This is a genomic window from Methanobacteriaceae archaeon (assembly GCA_030656015.1).
Classification (GTDB): Archaea; Methanobacteriota; Methanobacteria; order Methanobacteriales; family Methanobacteriaceae; genus UBA349.
Genome location: JAUSNX010000011.1, coordinates 1 through 16354, shown reverse-complemented (window position 1 = coordinate 16354; position 16354 = coordinate 1). Strand labels below are relative to the sequence as shown.

Here is a 16354-nt window from a genome sequence, read left to right as displayed (position 1 = left end):
TGTTTATTTAACTTGCATATTAATTTCATCATCTAGAATATGATATTATCACTATAATAATTAATTAATCCCGATACTCGTGAAAATATTAGAAAAACATTTTCAAGGCAAAAAATGGAGGAGTTAAATCATGCAAGCAGAAACACAGACCAAAAGTGAAATCCTGGATTTAATGAACGAATATAAGAAAGCATATGCTGAAAAAAATATTAATAGTATAATTAAGATCATTCCCGAAGATGATGATATGATCTTTGTGGGAAGTGGACAAGACGAATGGGTACAGGGATTTGAAGAAATTAAGAAAGGTTTTGAAAGAGATTTTGAGCAGGCAGATTCTATAAATATTGAATTTAGCAAAATCCCAGTTTTTGGCAATGGCAATGTGGCCTGGACAACCACCACTATGAATATGGAAATAAAAATAAATGGAAATGATCTGAATTTAAATGGGCGTTTATCAGTAGTATTTGAAAAAAGAAATGATAATTGGCTAATTGTCCAACTACATTATTCTATGGCAGTTGTAGAACAAAAAACAGGCCAATCTTATCCAAATAAATAAATTATTTTTAACCCTTGAAAGAATCCCTGAATCCTTTAAAAACATCTTTAGCCGACTTAATTAATGGGTTTTTGATTTTATCTGCATTTTTTAGGTTTTCCAATCTTCTTATTCTGAAATAAATTGGAGGATGGGGGTCCCACATAATCCAGCTGGAGATCCTATAAGAAGGCATTCTTTCAAACTGCAATCGACTGTATCCAATTTTTCGAAGGGCCTCGGCTAATATTTCTGGTTTCCCGATGACTTTGGCCGATAAAAGATCTGCGCGAGCCTCAAAAAACTTAGCAACAAAGAAAATAAGGCCCATGGCCACCAATATATAAATAATGGGAGATATTAGAACCAGCGGAAGTAAAATAGTCAGACGCAGAATAAATTCACCAGAAACAATACTAAGAAGAATTATAGGGTCTCTTCCCACCAAATGACCCATTTCATGACCAATAACACTTAATATTTCTTCTTCGTCTAATTGTACCAGTAAACCAGTAGTTATAAGCACTAATCCCCTACTAGGGCTGGGGCCCGTGGCTGCCGCATTGGGAAGCATGTTATTAGAGACAATTATTTTAGGAACATCTATTCCAAATTTATCTGATGCTTCTTTAACAATATTATAAACATTTATTACTCTTGAACGCTGTCTAGAAGAGCTACAATGAAACCCATATTTAGAGAGTACCTTTTCACTAATTTCGCATGTCGGAGACTCACCTATTGCCAGACTAGCATCATAAATCTCTTTTTTAACTTTCATTAGTGCATTTTCACCTAAATTTTCCTTGAAAAATTTGGATTCATTATCCGGCATTTGGTACTGTATAATGTGAATATTAGGATTTACAGGAGTTATTTTCCATTCTCCCATCCTCATGTAAATTTTATCTGAAAGTAAGACAATTAATAGCTGTATTAGGAGTATGAAGATTACTGCATAAAATCCAATTAAAATAAAAAGAATTATATTAATTCCAAAAAATAAAATAAAAAATAAGAGCATGCTACTTCCAAAAAGACTTTTAGAAGCTTTTTTTCTAATGGAAGGAGTTTTTTCTGGAATAATCTCCTGACCTTCTGACCAGGCAAAATAAATAGTTGATTGGCGAATGTTTTCCTCATAAATCTGTACGGCCACGAAAATGTCTTCTGCCAGTTGATCCAAAACAGTTTTAGGAACATTTCCTTCAGGGGTTAAAGTAACGTGAATTTCCGCTCCAGATTCGATTTTACCATACACAAAATAGGCCTTAGATGAATTATTTGTTTTTTGATTATCTCCCTGGCTTTTTGAGTCGTTAAAATTGCCTGAAATTCCATTTGAAGTTTTATCATCAGATAAACTTGAATCCAAAACAAAAGATAAACCTTTAGAATGGCTGTTTTTTATACTTGAAAAACGATCTGGTTGTGGAAATAAGTAATATTTATATATGAAATCTAGAATAGCAGTATGATAATCCGGTGAAACTTCAGTTTCAATTGTGAAATTTAAAGGGTTTATCATTAAAATTTCGCCTTGAGAAGATTATTATTAAATTAGCTAAAAATATGTTATAATTGCTTTTTAATAATTTTAGTTATCTTAAATTAGAAAAGAATTTTAAATTCTTTTTTCGATAATTTATTCTTAATTAATTATAGATTTTAATTTTTCTAATTATTAAAATATTGTAATAATTTAAAATTATTAAAAAAATTAATTTAATTATTTTTAATTAAGTATTCTTTTCTGGTCTTTCTGTATCTTCAGTAATCTGTCTTTTTAAAGTATATTTTTCTATTTTTTATTTAGTTTTTGAGTTCTGAAAAGAGGGCAATTTACTTAAATTTATTTGCTTTAAGGACCCAGTTAATATTTATGAAATTCATATCATCTGAAAATCCATCTGCTTCAGAAACTTTCAAATTAATAGATGACGGACTGCGAAAAAGAGCACTGGTAATGGTTTTCGCTTGTTGTAAAGCCACCTATGAAGGAAGGGCTAGAAGTCGTCTGGGCTCTGGAGAAAGAGTCATTATGTTAAAACCAGATGGTGCTTTTCTAATTCATCAAGATCGCAAACTCGACCCCGTGAACTGGCAACCTCCTAAATCACGATCAAAAGTGAAAATGAAAGATGGTGCAGTATATCTAGAAAGCATAAGAAGAGCTCCTGAAGAGCGACTGGAAGTGGAAATTAAAAAGGCCCATTTAGTAACTTACTATCTGGCTGAAGACTCACAAGATCTGGAAGTGGCAGGTCATGAAAAAGACATGGGAAAAATGATATGGAAATCGCCCGAGATAATTGAAAAAGGTTTTAGGCCAACCGATAAAGAATATCAAACTTCAAAAGGATTTATAGACATTCTAGGGAAGGATAAAGATGGTTCTTTGATGATATTAGAATTAAAAAGTAGAAAAGCCGGGATCAGTGCAGTTAAACAGCTTAGAAGATACTTAAAAGATTTTGAAGATGACAAAGGGAAAATTAGAGGAATATTAGTGGCACCCTCAGTTACTGATGATGCTATGGAGCTTTTGGAAGAAGAAGGCCTTGAATTTAAATCTGTAGAACCTCCCAGAGAATTAAGTATTGATAAAAAAGTTACTTTAGATTTCTTCTAGAGTCATAGAAATATTAATTATTCTATGAATAATAATCACATTATAAGATATTATGAAATAAATATCCTGATGATAAAATAATCTTGGAGATAAAATGAATAGTAAAATAAAATTAGCTCTTTGCCAGATGAAAGTGGTTGACAATAAAGAGCATAATATAAAAAAAGCCTTGGAGATGATTAAAGAGAGCTCAATCAACAATGCAGATCTGGTTATTCTTCCTGAGATGTTTAATTGTCCTTATGAAAATTCCAAATTTGAAGAATATTCAGAAACATTCGATGAAAGTCCCACTCTGGCAACTATATCCTCTGCATCTTCTGAATTCAAAATACATATTATAGCTGGATCCATTCCCGAAAAAACAGAAGAAGGGATTTACAATACTAGTTTTATTTTTAATGATAATGGCGAAATAATTGGTTTTCACCGGAAAATGCACTTATTTGATATAGACATCCCCGGTAGAATTACTTTTAAAGAATCAGATATTTTAAAGCCCGGCCAAGAAATTACCGTTGTGGATACAAACTTCGGAAAAATTGGAATTGGCATATGTTATGATATTCGGTTTCCAGAGTTATCTCGAATTATGGCCCTCCAAGGAGCTAATATTCTAGTATTTCCTGGTGCATTTAATCTTACTACTGGGCCTGCCCACTGGGAAACATTAATTAGAACTCGGGCCATAGATAATCAAGTTTTTGTTGCAGCTGCCTCTCCAGCAAGTAATAAGAGTTCCAATTATGTGGCTTATGGTCATTCCATGGTTTGCGATCCCTGGGGAGAGATTATAAGTAAAGGAAATTTTGAAGAGAGGATTATTTACGCAGAATTGGATCATAATATAGTAAATAATGTTCGTGAGGAACTTCCAATTTTAAAAAATCGTAGAACCGATATTTACCATTTAAACTGGAATAAATAAAAATAAATTGATTTAAAAAGATTTTTTTATTCCTTAATATTGTTAAGTTATAGTATTTGATAACCGTTAGTCTATACTTAAGTTAGTTGTTTTACCAATTGTCGGAACAACTACGATAATATCCACATCACATATCATTAAATGAAGTATAGAAATTTTGCTTCGATTTGGTGATGGACATTCTCAATTAAATAGATAGAATTTCTAAAGTCATTAATCATTAGAATTAATTAATGTCATTATTGTAATTAATTCATCTATAAAAACTCAAATTTAAGATAATCATTTAATTACAAAAAATACAAAGCAACTAAAATAAAAAAATAAAAAAAATAAGATATGGATTAAAAATAAAAAAGTTTAAGAACTCTGTATTTTTTTTAAAGCTTTATTGGCTGCTTTTTTAAAGTCTTTATCCTTTTCTTTTCTACGGGCCTTTTTAATAGGATCAATAGCTCCCTCATCACCCAAATCTCCTAAAGAACGAAGTACTGACAATTTTACTCCCCAGTCTTCATCATCTAAAGCTTTAGTCAGTGACTCCAAAGCTTTTTTGTCTCCTAATTCACCTAAAGATCTTGCAGCAACTTTTCTAACTCCCCAGTCTTCATCATCCAGAGCATTTATAAAATATTCCACTGCAGAAGGACTCCCAATTTTTTTTAAAGCAAAAGTAGCATATCTTCGGATTTCGCCCTCTTCCTCATTAATCATGTTTATTAAAGGATCTACTGCAGATTCACCTACATTTCCCAGGGCTTGTGCTGATTTAAATCTTACCTGAGGATTTTCATCCTTAAGTGCTGCGATTAATGGTTCAATAATTTCATTATTAGATTCATCATTGGATATTTCAGCCAGACTGTCAGCGGCCTGTTTTCTTATTTTCGGGTCTTCATCCTGTAGTTGTTTTATAAGGTCGTTAATTTCAATTTTAGAATCTGCCATAAAATCACCAATTAAATTTTTATTATTTTTATTAGTTAATTATACAATTTATTATAATTAATTTATATAATTCATTTATTAATAGTAGCTAGAAGGGTTAAATTAATTATTTATTCTTATCATATATAGTATCAAAGAAATATTTCTTAATCAAAGTACCTATTCAAAGTCACTAGTAAATTATAAAAATTTACTATATAAAATTTAACTAAATCAAAGATTCAATGATATTATTATTTTATTTTAGGCCTTTAAAAACGGAGAAAATAAATTTGCATCATAATAACTCCACTATAATCAATAATGTTCAAATAATAGATTTGGCTCTTAAAATAGATGATTATCTAATAATTTCAGATTTGCATTTAGGATATGAGCAATCCTTAAATACTGAAGGATTAATGATTCCTAAATTTCAGTTTGAGAAAATATTGAAGCGCTTAGAAGAAATAAACAATATATCTCCTTCTAAAAAAATTGTAATCAATGGGGATCTAAAGCACGAATTTGGAAAAATCACCCTTCAGGAATGGAAAGAGGTGAATGATTTTTTATTGTATTTACAAGATAATTTTGAGGAAATAATTTTAATTAAAGGAAATCATGATAATTTTATTCCCTACATTGCAAATAAGCTGGATTTACAAGTAAAAGAAACATTCAGCATTGAAAATTTTCTAATACTACATGGACATAAAATACCTGAAAATCTGGAAGATATAAAAGAAGATACGCTAATTATAGGTCATGAACACCCATGTATAGGCCTTCGCAGTGGTGAAAGGGTTGAAAAAATAAAATGCTTCCTTAAAGGAGAATTTAAAGGTAAAAATATAATTGTTATGCCTTCATTTAACTTTGTAAGTGAAGGTTCAGATATTTTACATGAAAAACTGCTCTCACCGTTTCTAAAAAATAGACCAATTGATAATTTTGAGGCCTATGGTGTTGAAAATTTTGAAGTATTCTCCTTTGGAAAAATAAAGAATATAATCAAAGCTAGCCAGCAATTTATTTAATTTGAATTTAAATTGATTTGATATAAAAGATTCACATGATGTCAAAAATATTTAATGAAATATCTCAATAATAGGCCAATTACTTAAAATAAGATACCATGATAAGCAAACAGGAGAAAATATACTCTGAAAAAGAGATTTATAAAAATTTACACCCCTGGGTTAGTGAGTGGTTTAAGGGTAAGTTTGATTCTTTTACTCCTGCCCAGAAATATGCTATAATGGACATTCACCAAAAAAAGAATGTTCTTATATCCTCCCCTACGGGTTCAGGTAAAACACTTACTGCTTTTCTATCTATAATTAGTGAACTCACCACCCTGGCCGATAAAGGCCAGTTAGAAGATAAAGTTTACTGTATCTATATATCACCATTAAAGGCCCTGGATAACGATATTGAAAAGAATCTAGAAGAACCATTAAATGAAATTGAAGAAATGGCCCAAAAACATGGTAAAAATTTGGGGATCAGAAAAGCGGTGCGTACTGGAGATACAACACCATACCAACGCTCTAAAATGCTAAAAATACCCCCACATATTTTAATAACCACTCCAGAAACTCTTTCCATTTTACTGGTAGCTCCCAAGTTTAGAGAAAAGCTTTCCCAGGTTAAATACGTTATCATAGACGAAATACACTCTCTGGCCGAGAATAAAAGAGGAGTGCATCTTTCTTTGAGTTTGGAAAGACTACAGCATTTAATTGGAAATTATACTCGAATCGGGCTATCGGCCACAGTTTATCCCTTAGAAAAAGTGGCCAGTTTCCTGGTAGGTTATGAATACGGAGTGGTAAGAGATTGTCTGGTGGTGGACATTAATTATTTGAAACAGCTCGATATAGAAGTTATATGTCCCGTAGATGACATAATAGCTGCAGATCCAGAAGAAATGAATAATGCCATGTACGATCTGCTGGATAATCTAATTAGTCAACACAAAACCACTTTAATTTTCACCAACACCCGTAGTGGTACGGAAAGCGTGGTATTCAACCTCAAAAAACGTTTTTCAGAAAGTTACCACGGTGAAAACATAATGGCCCACCATTCTTCGCTTTCTAAAGAGATTCGATTAGAAGCTGAAAACAATCTGAAAGATGGAAAACTCAAAGTGGTGGTATCTTCCACATCACTAGAACTGGGAATTGATATTGGTTACATTGACCTGGTAATACTGGTAAGCTCTCCTAAATCTGTTTCACGGGCTCTTCAAAGAATTGGAAGAAGTGGCCACCGATTACATGATAAATCTAAAGGTAAAATAGTGGTAGTGGACCGTGACGATCTGGTGGAGTGCTCTTTAATTCTTAAGAATGCTGTGGAAGGAAAAATAGATTCTATAAATATACCCGCAAATTGCCTGGACGTTTTGTCCCAGCACATCTATGGAATGGCCATTGAAAACAAATGGGATATCGATTATGCTTATGAAGTAATAAAGAAGAGTTATTGTTATAAAAATCTTTCAGAAAAGGATTATTTCAGTGTTTTAAGTTACATGGCGGGAGAATATACTAGTTTAGAAGAAAGATATGTTTATGCTAAAATTTGGGTGGATTACGATCAAAATCAGTTTGGTAAAAGAGGAAAACTGGCTAGAATGCTTTATTCCACTAACATTGGAACCATACCCGACCGCACTGCCGCCGTGGTGAAATGTGCCGGTCAGGTTGTAGGTAGAGTAGAAGAAGACTTCATGGAAAAGCTTCAAAAAGGTGACACTTTTGTTTTAGGGGGAAATATTTACCGTTTTAACTATGCTCGAGGAATGAGTATTAATGTTAGTCCATCGTCAGGCCCGCCCACTATTCCTTCATGGTTTTCAGAGCAGCTGCCATTATCTTTTGATCTTGCCCTGGATATTCAACGTTTTAGAGCAATAATGGAAGGTAAATTCTATTATGGGCGAAGCAAAGAGGAGATTATGGAATTTATACACGATTATCTCTATGTTGATTATAATGCTGCCAATTCTATTTATCACTATTTCAGGGAACAATACCTTTATGTGGGCATTCCCAGCAATAAAAGACTTCTGGTAGAATTTTACACTGGTTTTGGTGGGCGAAAATTCGTGGTTTTCCACAGTTTGTTTGGTAGAAGAGTTAATGACGCTCTATCTCGAGCAGTGGCTTATGTAATTGCCAAAAAATACAAAAGAGACGTGATGATTTCTGTTTCAGATAATGGATTTTATCTAAGTTCTGAAGGAAAAATTAGTGGTTTAGAAGGATTTAAAGATCTGAATTCAGAAAATTTAGTGGAAATTCTTATTAAAGCCATCAATAAAACAGAGACCCTTGCCAGTAGATTTCGACACTGCGCTGGAAGGTCTTTAATGATTTTAAGAAGATACAAAGGCCAAGAAAAGTCCGTGGGCCGGCAACAGGTCAAAGGAAAGATATTACTTAAATTTGTGCAGGACCTGGATGATGATTTTTCCATTTTAAAAGAAGCTCGCCGGGAAGTAATTGAAGATTACATGGATGTTAAAAATGCAGAAAGAGTCTTGCAATGGATAGAAAGTGGGCAGATGGAAATAAAGCAGATAAATACTAAAATACCATCTCCTTTTGCATTTAATCTTGTTGTTCAGGGATATTTAGACGTTTTAAAATATGAAGAAAGAATAGAATTCATAAAGAGAATGCACCAGGCCATTGTAAAAGAGATTGGTGGCTGATTTAGATTTATTTTATTACAACAATTTTATTTCTATCATTTAACTATCCTTAGCATTTCATTTCCTCCCCTTCGAAACTGGTAATCTACTTCTACTATTTCAGTTTCCATACTTTCAGGTAAGTTTTTAATTAATTTATCCACAAAAATAGATTTTTTTCCTTTATTTTTTACCAATGGATAAATTCGCACTTCATTAGATGATACTCGAACCATTTCCTCAACTGCACTCAGATGAAAGTTCCAATTCAAACGGTGGTCATATATAAACAAAAGGTGTGCACACAACACCATATCAAAACTATTATCTTCAAAGGGTAATTGGGTTAAATCTGCTTTAATATATTTCTTTCCCATATACAATTTATAATCTCTGTTAAAATCCAAACAAGATTGCATACGATGGCTTTTTAGATCATCAAGATTTTTAAAAAAACTCCAGATAAATTCCTCTTCCATTTTTCCTAATGAGTTAACCAGTGCCATTAAATGTTCTTTACACCTTTTTTTTAGAAATTCAGGATCTTTATCATATAATATATCAACTGCAGATGCATCTATACCATTTTTTGATAAAAAATGGGTAAATGAACTGGCCCCAGATGCACAGTCTAAAATTTTTTTGTTATCTAATTTTTCCAAATCCAAATCAAACATTTTTAAATATTCCGCCCAGCTACGGCCTATGAATATTGGTCCTTCAATTTTAAACTGTGAATCCATATATTAATCTCCTTAATTAATATTTTAAAAATCAAAAGAATATAAATAATTTTAAATTACCTAATATAACCGATAGATTTATATATGATGGCTAGTACATAAGCAATTGTGTGTAGTGAACACACATCACCCCCTATTTGTAGCCCTTCAACATCAAGTTATTATTTTTGTTGTGGCTCAAAAACAAAATGCTTCCAGAGATAGCACCTCCCTATTTTCACTCCTAACAACCCCTTTTTATTTCTATCTCTGGAAGCTTTTCCATTTAGTAGCTTTATAATTCATTTTGGACATTATAAACCCACATAATATTATTTTTGAAAATTTAATTTCTATTTTCCTGATTTTCACGTTCCATAATTAGTTTTATCTCTAAAAGAATCGCCCAGGCTTCTTCACGCATATGTAATAAATCTTCAGGGGCCTTTTTCATGAATTTTTCCAATGCTACTGCTGCTTCTTCATATCTCCTTAGAAAACGTAATGCTGATCCTTTACCAGCTAGTGCACCAGGATTATTAGAATTTATATCTAATGCCTTATTAAAACTTTCAAGTGATTTTTCATACTGGGCCATACTAAAATAAGCAGTGCCTCTGTTACTCCAGGCATCATCATCTTCTGGGTCGAGTTCTATCGCCCTATCAAAGCAGTTTATAGCCTCTTCGAATCTATTGGAAGCGCCTAAAGAGACTCCCATATTAGACCAGGCTTTTGAATTATCAGGTTCCAGATCCAGAGCAATTTCAAATGACTCTATTGCTTCTACATGCCATCCCAAATCCGCCAGAACAACTCCACGATTATCCCATATTTTACTGTTTTCAGGATCAAATTCCAGTGCTTTATCATAAGATAAAAGAGCTTCCTTGAATTCTCCAGCCATGAAATAATCATTTCCTTTTTCAAACCAAGGTATTGCCTCTTCATTGATTTTATCTTTATTAGTTTTAAAATCAGAATCCTGCATTTTTACACCAAAATATATTTTAATCTGAATTTAGGAACTTCAAAACCTTATAGTTGACTTTTTCAGCTTGTTCCATATTTAATAAGTGACCTGCTTGAAGAATAATATCTGATTTAATATTAGGAATGAATTTTCTGGCTCTTTTAACAGCTTTTAAAGGAGAATAAATAGATTCTTGATCACCTAGTAAAAGTAATGTAGGGTTGGTAATGCTCTTGAGTTCATTATCAGAGTAAACAGTAGGGAAAACCATTTGTGGTCTGCAATTCCGATTAACTACATCCATTAAATCTATGAACTCCGATTTAGGCTGAAAATCTCCAGCAGCCATCATTTTAAGAATCTTTTCTGCAGAAATATTCACTGGAAGTTTTGGCATTTTTAATCCCAGTTTTATTAGAAATTTAAATGATTGTATTGAAGCGGCAGGAGCTAATAGAACCAGTTTATCCACTTTATCCGGATTAGCAATGGCCATATTCATAGCTAGCCATCCACCATAAGAGTGGCCAATGAAACTGGCTTTATCAAAATCAAAATTATCCATTATTTCCAGAAGCCATTCATTATAATCTTCCCTTTTTTTCATCTTTTTAGTGGCTTTGCTCCATCCACAATCACCAATAGTATCAATGGCCAGAATTCTAAAATCTTTACACCATGAAACTACATTAGCATACCACTCCGCAGAACCTACAGAAGCTGCATGTAATAGTATTAAAGTAGGTGCATTTTCAGGACCACATATGTTCATATGAGTAGTTCCAAAGCTGGTTTCCACTTCATAAGATTGATGTTCTACTTTCCAAAGTTTCATGACTTTAAGATAAGCCGTTAAATATTCATTTTGCCATTCAGATTGAGGAAATGAACTTTCATGAGCCATTTTTTCACTCCATTAATGATATGCTAGGATATAATATGATTATTATCAATTTAAGTAATTATTATATTATAACTTAAGTTACTATAATTAAAATCATAGTGTTTTGGAACTTGTTCTGGAATATGCTAATTATAAATGTTATTTAAACTAATATATCTACATGAAAGCACTAGTAGTTTATTACTCAAGAAGCGGAAATACCAGAGAAGTTGCCCAGTCCATAGCCCAAGAAATGCAATGTGATATAGAAGAGATACATGACACCCAAAATCGTTCTGGAATCATTGGCTGGCTAAAATCCGGTTATCAGGCTAATCGTGGTAAATTAACTACCATTAAACCACTAGAGAAAAATCCTTCCGACTATGATCTAGTAATTGTAGGTACACCAATATGGTCCGGATTTCCAGCAGTTCCGGTTAAGACTTATCTCCTTGAAAATAAAGATAAATTTAAAGATGTGGCATTTTTCGCAACTTATGGTGGATCTGGATTCCCAAAAACTGTTAGAACTATGGTAGAAGCATCGGGAAAAGAACCCATACAAAAATTAGGAATTAAAGCTGATGAGATAAAAAATAAAACATGTGACTGTAAAATTGATCCTTTTGTGAGAGATTTAGGAGTTTAGTTAATATATAAGTCTTTTTTGGATTTATTGAAATTATCAAAAATAATTATTATAATTAAAATATAATATAAAATTAAATTCAAAATTACTCCACACAATCAATGTCTTTCCAGTATGGTTTAATATCCACAACCAGAGATCCATCAAGGGCTTCTAATCCTTTAACAGTCAGCTTATTTTGTTTTAATTTTAATAGATCAACTAATGAAAAAGAAATAGGATTAGGCCTGCTAGGAGCTCTAGTAGAGAAAACTCCTCTTTTTTTGGATTTCCCAAAAGGAATTACTTTAAGCAAGTCTCTTTCAGCTTTATCAAACCAGTAAAGTATGATAAGATTTTTATATTTCTCAATTCCTTCCAAGGCATCCACATATTCATCAAAAATATGTATCTCACTGTTCTGATCCCCATATCTCCCTTGGTGTGGTGAATCCTTTCTTTCTTTAAAAGGAGAATGAATTATACCCACTGGTTTTAATAACATTTGCATAATACACCTAGCTAGTTTTTGAATTTAATAATTTTAGTATTCAACTAAGAGCATAATAATTATATTTTTTAATTTAATTGAACCATTACTGTGCAGGGTGCACTGTCAATACCCTTAATTTGCCACGGAATCAGAAATAACTGTTTTATATTATTTTTTGCAGATAAAGAACTTAAATCCATATCTTCAACCAGTAAAAGAGGTTCTCCATAATTGTTTTTTTTAATAAATGCTGTTTTGTGTGCCTCAGTTGCATTATCTGGATTACTAAAACAAGATATAGAAACAGAATCTATTCCAATCCCTCTGATTGATGGAAAATGCTCTCTTAAAAAGTTTATTACCTCCGGATTTATGCCGGGATTTTCTGTCAAATATTTCTCTAAATTTTTTTGCCGATATTTAAAAAAACCAGTTATTATTAAAATGAAATCAACAGATTTCCAGTTATCTTTAGTTTCATCTTTAGAATTCAAAGTTTCATGGTTTTCAAGGATATTTAGGAAATCTGGAAGTCCTATTTCATTACATGTGGTTTGAGGAATTTCTAAAATTAGCACCTTATTAAAAACTAGATTTTCCAAATCATAATCTGAAATAGATTTTCCATCTTCTAAAAAATGACCTGGAGCATCTACATGAGTTCCTGAATGATTTTCAACACAAAGTAAATAGGTATTGTAACCATCTTCAGAAATAGTGCTTTTATGATTTATTGATGGTTTTTTTAGACCCTTGTAAACCGGTGAATCTTCATCTAAACTATATGAAAGATAAATATATTTCATTTTTAATCACCTGATAATTTTTAATTTTATGATCTTAATCCATTAGGAATTATAAAATCTTACCCAAATTAAATCTGGTTAATCAAAAATGGATAAATTTAGTGTAATTCAGTTATTATATATTTAATTCATAACTATAATTTATTTTAATTCGTGATTGATACCTATAAATTTCATATTATTCTCAAAGAATAAAAAATTATTAATTCATTACATGCTTCATTATTTTTTAAAACCTTAAAAGATTGCTTAAAATAGATTAAAAGTGTAGAAAATCGTTTTCTGCAAGTAAATTCTATACCCAGTAAATATTGTTTAGACCAAACAATAAAGCAAGATTTAAAAAAATTTAAAATTGACCTATTTTTAAAAATAGGCCATACGAATCCTTTAAATATGAAAAAAAGAATATTATAATTATACATACAAGAGGTGAAAGTTTGCAAAAGAAAATATTTGCATTATTATGTTCCATGATTATGGTGGCCGCAATTATGCCTGCGTTTGCAACAGATGCTTCCAGTGGAAACAACACAACATTAAATAAAAATCATAAAACCACAACAAACTTAACTGATACTCAGTTGGCTAAGTTGAATTTAACCCAAACAAAGTTAAATGCTCTGATAGTTAAAATTGACAACTTAACAGCAACTTATAAAAATAATACAAAAGCCAAAGGATTATTAGTTGCTTTAGCTAATTACAAAAAACAAGCTACAAAACTAAACAAGCAAATAAACTATTTTAAGGCCCACCCTCCCAAATACCATGGAAAGGTTCTTAATAAAAGAGCTAATGTAGCAATAAAAAATTTTGCGTTTAAACAGTACATTTTAAGCAAAAAAGTTGCCTTAAAAGCAAAATTACTAGCTAAAATCTAAAATTGTTTTAAAGGATAAATTAATTTATCCTTTTTTTATTTTATTTTTCTAAATAAGAGCATATATCTATTTTATTAAACAATTCTATCTTCAATACTATCAAAGTCCATATTAGTTATTAAATAATCTTTTATATCTTTAATTTCATCATTTTCTAGCATAAAACTCTTTTTTCCTAGATCTGATTTGGCTTTTACAATTATACTTTCCATTAAACATTCATGTGGTTGGATCATTATATCCTCTACAGTTCCCAGTTTTACACCATTGCTAGTGATAACAGTTTTACCAACAATTTTTTTGAAGTTTAATTCAATTTTTTTAAGAGAATCTGCTTCTTCCTGACTAATTCTCTCTTCAACATCAGTTACTGATATTTTTAATATTACATAATCACCAATAGCTTCAATTTCACTTTCAGTGATTGTGAAATATTTTTTATTTAAAACAGCTCCATCAGAAACCAATATTTTATCAATTAAACAATCAGAAGGTTTTAAAATTATGTCCGCGATTTTTCCAATTTCCTGACCCTTCTTATCAATTACAGTTTTCCCAATAAATTCACTTGCTTTCATAATTTCATCTCCATAAACAGGTGCATTATATTATTCTAATTTAAATTAGAAATTCATATTTATCTTATATAAAATATTATATATTAAATTATGGAAAATGAATTTATCAAAATAATTTGATAAAATTGTTAATGAAAATAAATGAAAATAAAAATCCCTAAGGAAAATTTGATTAGATTAATTTGAAATGAAATAATAATTAATTAAATGAAAAAAAATGTGATGATTATATTTATATTATTTTTCTTCAGCATGTTCTACAGCCATTTTAATCAATATGACAATATGGTCATCTTTAAGATAATATCTGGCCATTTTACCTTCTTTTTTGAATTTAACCAAATTTTTATCTCTTAAAACTCTGAGTTGATGTGATATTGCAGAGTGTTCCATTTCCAATAGTGCTGCCAGTTCACAAACACAAAGAGGTTTCTTAGAAAGAGCATATAATATCTTTAGACGCGTAGGATCTCCCACAGCCTTAAAAAGATTAGTTATAGTGCCAATCATATCATCATTAATCATCTGTGATTTAACTTCATTAACCATGGATTCATTGGCTTCCTGAATTTCACACGACCCTTCATTCATACCAATCTATTTCCTGTTAAATACCTATAAAAGTTTTTATCCATATTAAAAATTTTGTAAAATAATAAAAGAACAAATTCTTAAACCCCGAATGATAACCGGAAAGATAACAGACTTATTATCAGAAATATATATAAAATAATGAATAAATAAGGTGATTACATGACAGTTGAATGGGTCAAAATAAAGGATATTTTGGGTAAAAACTATACTTATAGTATTAAAGGCCGTCCTAATGCAGAATCAATACGAATTAGTGAAAATAAGATTACTATAGGATTAAAAAGAGGGGAAGATAACCTTCCAGCCCATCGTATATTCCTAAAGAACAACTTAATTTACTATGAATATACATCAGATCATCTACAAAAAAAAGCTAAATATGGTAGAGTTTTTTCAAAAAGATGAATTAAAAATAATAAAATCGGAATAGTGAAATAATAATAATAATAATAATAATATTGCAAAAAGTTATAAATCAAAAAACTCTTTATTTTTTTAAATTTAATAAATAATAATTATATATTTTTTAATATTTTGATAAGAAAATGATGAAAAAAAACATTGAAAATAAGAATTCAAGCATAATTAGCAAATTTTTAGAGTAATATGAGATGGCTGACGACGTCAAAAGCTTCCCATAGGAACACCCACAGTACCACAAAAAACGCAGGAGGACTTTACTTCTGGGATCGAAACGAGACCAGGTGTAACCCCACCGCTATGGTCGCCAAACCAATGAAATTTAATAATGTTCTAAAACTATCAGTTATACATAACAAACTGGTGATCTAACAGCCATATATGTCCAAAGCGTATATAAGCATTAATTTGAGATCTATTGAAATGATACTTTTTCAATAATAATAGTAATAAATTTTAATTAAGACTTAAAATAGTTAACAGTATTTATTATATTTGTGTGATTATAAGGAATGGCCGGCAACGTCAAAAGCTTCCCATAGGAACACCCACAGTACCACAAAAAACGCAGGAGGACTTTACTTCTGGGATCGAAACGAGACCAGGTGTAACCCCACCGCTATGGTCGCCGAA

At 31.1% G+C, this 16354-nt stretch carries 18 protein-coding genes and 2 rRNA genes; 9 read left to right on the top strand and 11 right to left on the bottom strand.

Going from position 1 to position 16354, the window contains the following annotated elements:
* Positions 1-130: 130 nt before the first annotated feature.
* Positions 131-565, top strand: a complete 435-nt coding sequence (locus Q7I96_08325) for a nuclear transport factor 2 family protein (GenBank protein ID MDO9627611.1) — start codon at positions 131-133, stop codon at positions 563-565.
* A 7-nt stretch (positions 566-572) separates the two neighbouring features.
* On the opposite strand, the gene Q7I96_08320 is transcribed toward Q7I96_08325, so the two are convergent.
* Positions 573-2072: a M48 family metalloprotease gene (locus tag Q7I96_08320; protein MDO9627610.1), complete on the bottom strand. Its 1500-nt coding sequence runs from the start codon at positions 2070-2072 to the stop codon at positions 573-575.
* Positions 2073-2426: 354 nt separating this feature from the next.
* Between Q7I96_08320 and nucS the strand changes: the two genes are divergently transcribed.
* Positions 2427-3176, top strand: a complete 750-nt coding sequence (gene nucS, locus Q7I96_08315) for an endonuclease NucS (protein ID MDO9627609.1) — start codon at positions 2427-2429, stop codon at positions 3174-3176.
* A gap of 94 nt (positions 3177-3270) precedes the next feature.
* Entirely contained in the window at positions 3271-4104 is an 834-nt protein-coding gene (locus Q7I96_08310) for a carbon-nitrogen hydrolase family protein (GenBank protein ID MDO9627608.1), read from the top strand.
* A gap of 360 nt (positions 4105-4464) precedes the next feature.
* Here Q7I96_08310 and Q7I96_08305 read toward each other — a convergent pair whose 3' ends face one another.
* On the bottom strand, positions 4465-5052 hold the full coding sequence (locus tag Q7I96_08305) for a HEAT repeat domain-containing protein (GenBank protein ID MDO9627607.1): 588 nt from the start codon (positions 5050-5052) through the stop codon (positions 4465-4467).
* A gap of 272 nt (positions 5053-5324) precedes the next feature.
* On the opposite strand from Q7I96_08305, the gene Q7I96_08300 reads away from it, so the two are divergent.
* The gene (locus Q7I96_08300) at positions 5325-6071 is read left to right on the top strand and encodes a metallophosphoesterase (protein MDO9627606.1); all 747 of its coding nucleotides are present in this window, start codon (positions 5325-5327) and stop codon (positions 6069-6071) included.
* 98 nt (positions 6072-6169) lie between these two features.
* Entirely contained in the window at positions 6170-8758 is a 2589-nt protein-coding gene (locus tag Q7I96_08295) for an ATP-dependent helicase (GenBank protein MDO9627605.1), read from the top strand.
* A 35-nt stretch (positions 8759-8793) separates the two neighbouring features.
* Here Q7I96_08295 and Q7I96_08290 read toward each other — a convergent pair whose 3' ends face one another.
* Positions 8794-9480 carry a methyltransferase domain-containing protein gene (locus Q7I96_08290; GenBank protein ID MDO9627604.1) on the bottom strand — a complete coding sequence of 229 codons (687 nt, stop codon included), beginning with the start codon at positions 9478-9480 and terminating at the stop codon, positions 8794-8796.
* Between the two features lie 106 nt (positions 9481-9586).
* Between Q7I96_08290 and Q7I96_08285 the strand changes: the two genes are divergently transcribed.
* Positions 9587-9760: a hypothetical protein gene (locus Q7I96_08285; protein ID MDO9627603.1), complete on the top strand. Its 174-nt coding sequence runs from the start codon at positions 9587-9589 to the stop codon at positions 9758-9760.
* Between the two features lie 45 nt (positions 9761-9805).
* On the opposite strand, the gene Q7I96_08280 is transcribed toward Q7I96_08285, so the two are convergent.
* Both Q7I96_08280 and Q7I96_08275 read right to left on the bottom strand, forming a co-directional pair.
* On the bottom strand, positions 9806-10450 hold the full coding sequence (locus tag Q7I96_08280; protein MDO9627602.1) for a tetratricopeptide repeat protein: 645 nt from the start codon (positions 10448-10450) through the stop codon (positions 9806-9808).
* Between the two features lie 19 nt (positions 10451-10469).
* Positions 10470-11336 carry an alpha/beta hydrolase gene (locus Q7I96_08275; GenBank protein ID MDO9627601.1) on the bottom strand — a complete coding sequence of 289 codons (867 nt, stop codon included), beginning with the start codon at positions 11334-11336 and terminating at the stop codon, positions 10470-10472.
* 160 nt (positions 11337-11496) lie between these two features.
* Between Q7I96_08275 and Q7I96_08270 the strand changes: the two genes are divergently transcribed.
* The gene (locus Q7I96_08270) at positions 11497-11967 is read left to right on the top strand and encodes a flavodoxin (GenBank protein MDO9627600.1); all 471 of its coding nucleotides are present in this window, start codon (positions 11497-11499) and stop codon (positions 11965-11967) included.
* A gap of 85 nt (positions 11968-12052) precedes the next feature.
* On the opposite strand, the gene tsaA is transcribed toward Q7I96_08270, so the two are convergent.
* Both tsaA and Q7I96_08260 read right to left on the bottom strand, forming a co-directional pair.
* Positions 12053-12451 carry a tRNA (N6-threonylcarbamoyladenosine(37)-N6)-methyltransferase TrmO gene (tsaA, locus tag Q7I96_08265; protein MDO9627599.1) on the bottom strand — a complete coding sequence of 133 codons (399 nt, stop codon included), beginning with the start codon at positions 12449-12451 and terminating at the stop codon, positions 12053-12055.
* A 74-nt stretch (positions 12452-12525) separates the two neighbouring features.
* Complete coding sequence (locus Q7I96_08260) at positions 12526-13245, bottom strand: cyclase family protein (protein MDO9627598.1); 720 nt, start codon at positions 13243-13245, stop codon at positions 12526-12528.
* A gap of 440 nt (positions 13246-13685) precedes the next feature.
* Between Q7I96_08260 and Q7I96_08255 the strand changes: the two genes are divergently transcribed.
* The gene (locus Q7I96_08255) at positions 13686-14129 is read left to right on the top strand and encodes a hypothetical protein (GenBank protein ID MDO9627597.1); all 444 of its coding nucleotides are present in this window, start codon (positions 13686-13688) and stop codon (positions 14127-14129) included.
* 74 nt (positions 14130-14203) lie between these two features.
* Here Q7I96_08255 and Q7I96_08250 read toward each other — a convergent pair whose 3' ends face one another.
* A complete protein-coding gene (locus Q7I96_08250; GenBank protein MDO9627596.1) occupies positions 14204-14707 on the bottom strand; it encodes a PRC-barrel domain-containing protein in 504 nt (167 codons plus the stop codon).
* A 237-nt stretch (positions 14708-14944) separates the two neighbouring features.
* The gene (locus Q7I96_08245; protein ID MDO9627595.1) at positions 14945-15298 is read right to left on the bottom strand and encodes a metalloregulator ArsR/SmtB family transcription factor; all 354 of its coding nucleotides are present in this window, start codon (positions 15296-15298) and stop codon (positions 14945-14947) included.
* 162 nt (positions 15299-15460) lie between these two features.
* On the opposite strand from Q7I96_08245, the gene Q7I96_08240 reads away from it, so the two are divergent.
* Positions 15461-15706: a hypothetical protein gene (locus Q7I96_08240; GenBank protein MDO9627594.1), complete on the top strand. Its 246-nt coding sequence runs from the start codon at positions 15461-15463 to the stop codon at positions 15704-15706.
* A 208-nt stretch (positions 15707-15914) separates the two neighbouring features.
* On the opposite strand, the gene rrf (Q7I96_08235) is transcribed toward Q7I96_08240, so the two are convergent.
* Both rrf (Q7I96_08235) and rrf (Q7I96_08230) read right to left on the bottom strand, forming a co-directional pair.
* Positions 15915-16033 (bottom strand): 5S ribosomal RNA (gene rrf / locus Q7I96_08235).
* A 202-nt stretch (positions 16034-16235) separates the two neighbouring features.
* A 5S ribosomal RNA gene (rrf, locus tag Q7I96_08230) occupies positions 16236-16354 on the bottom strand.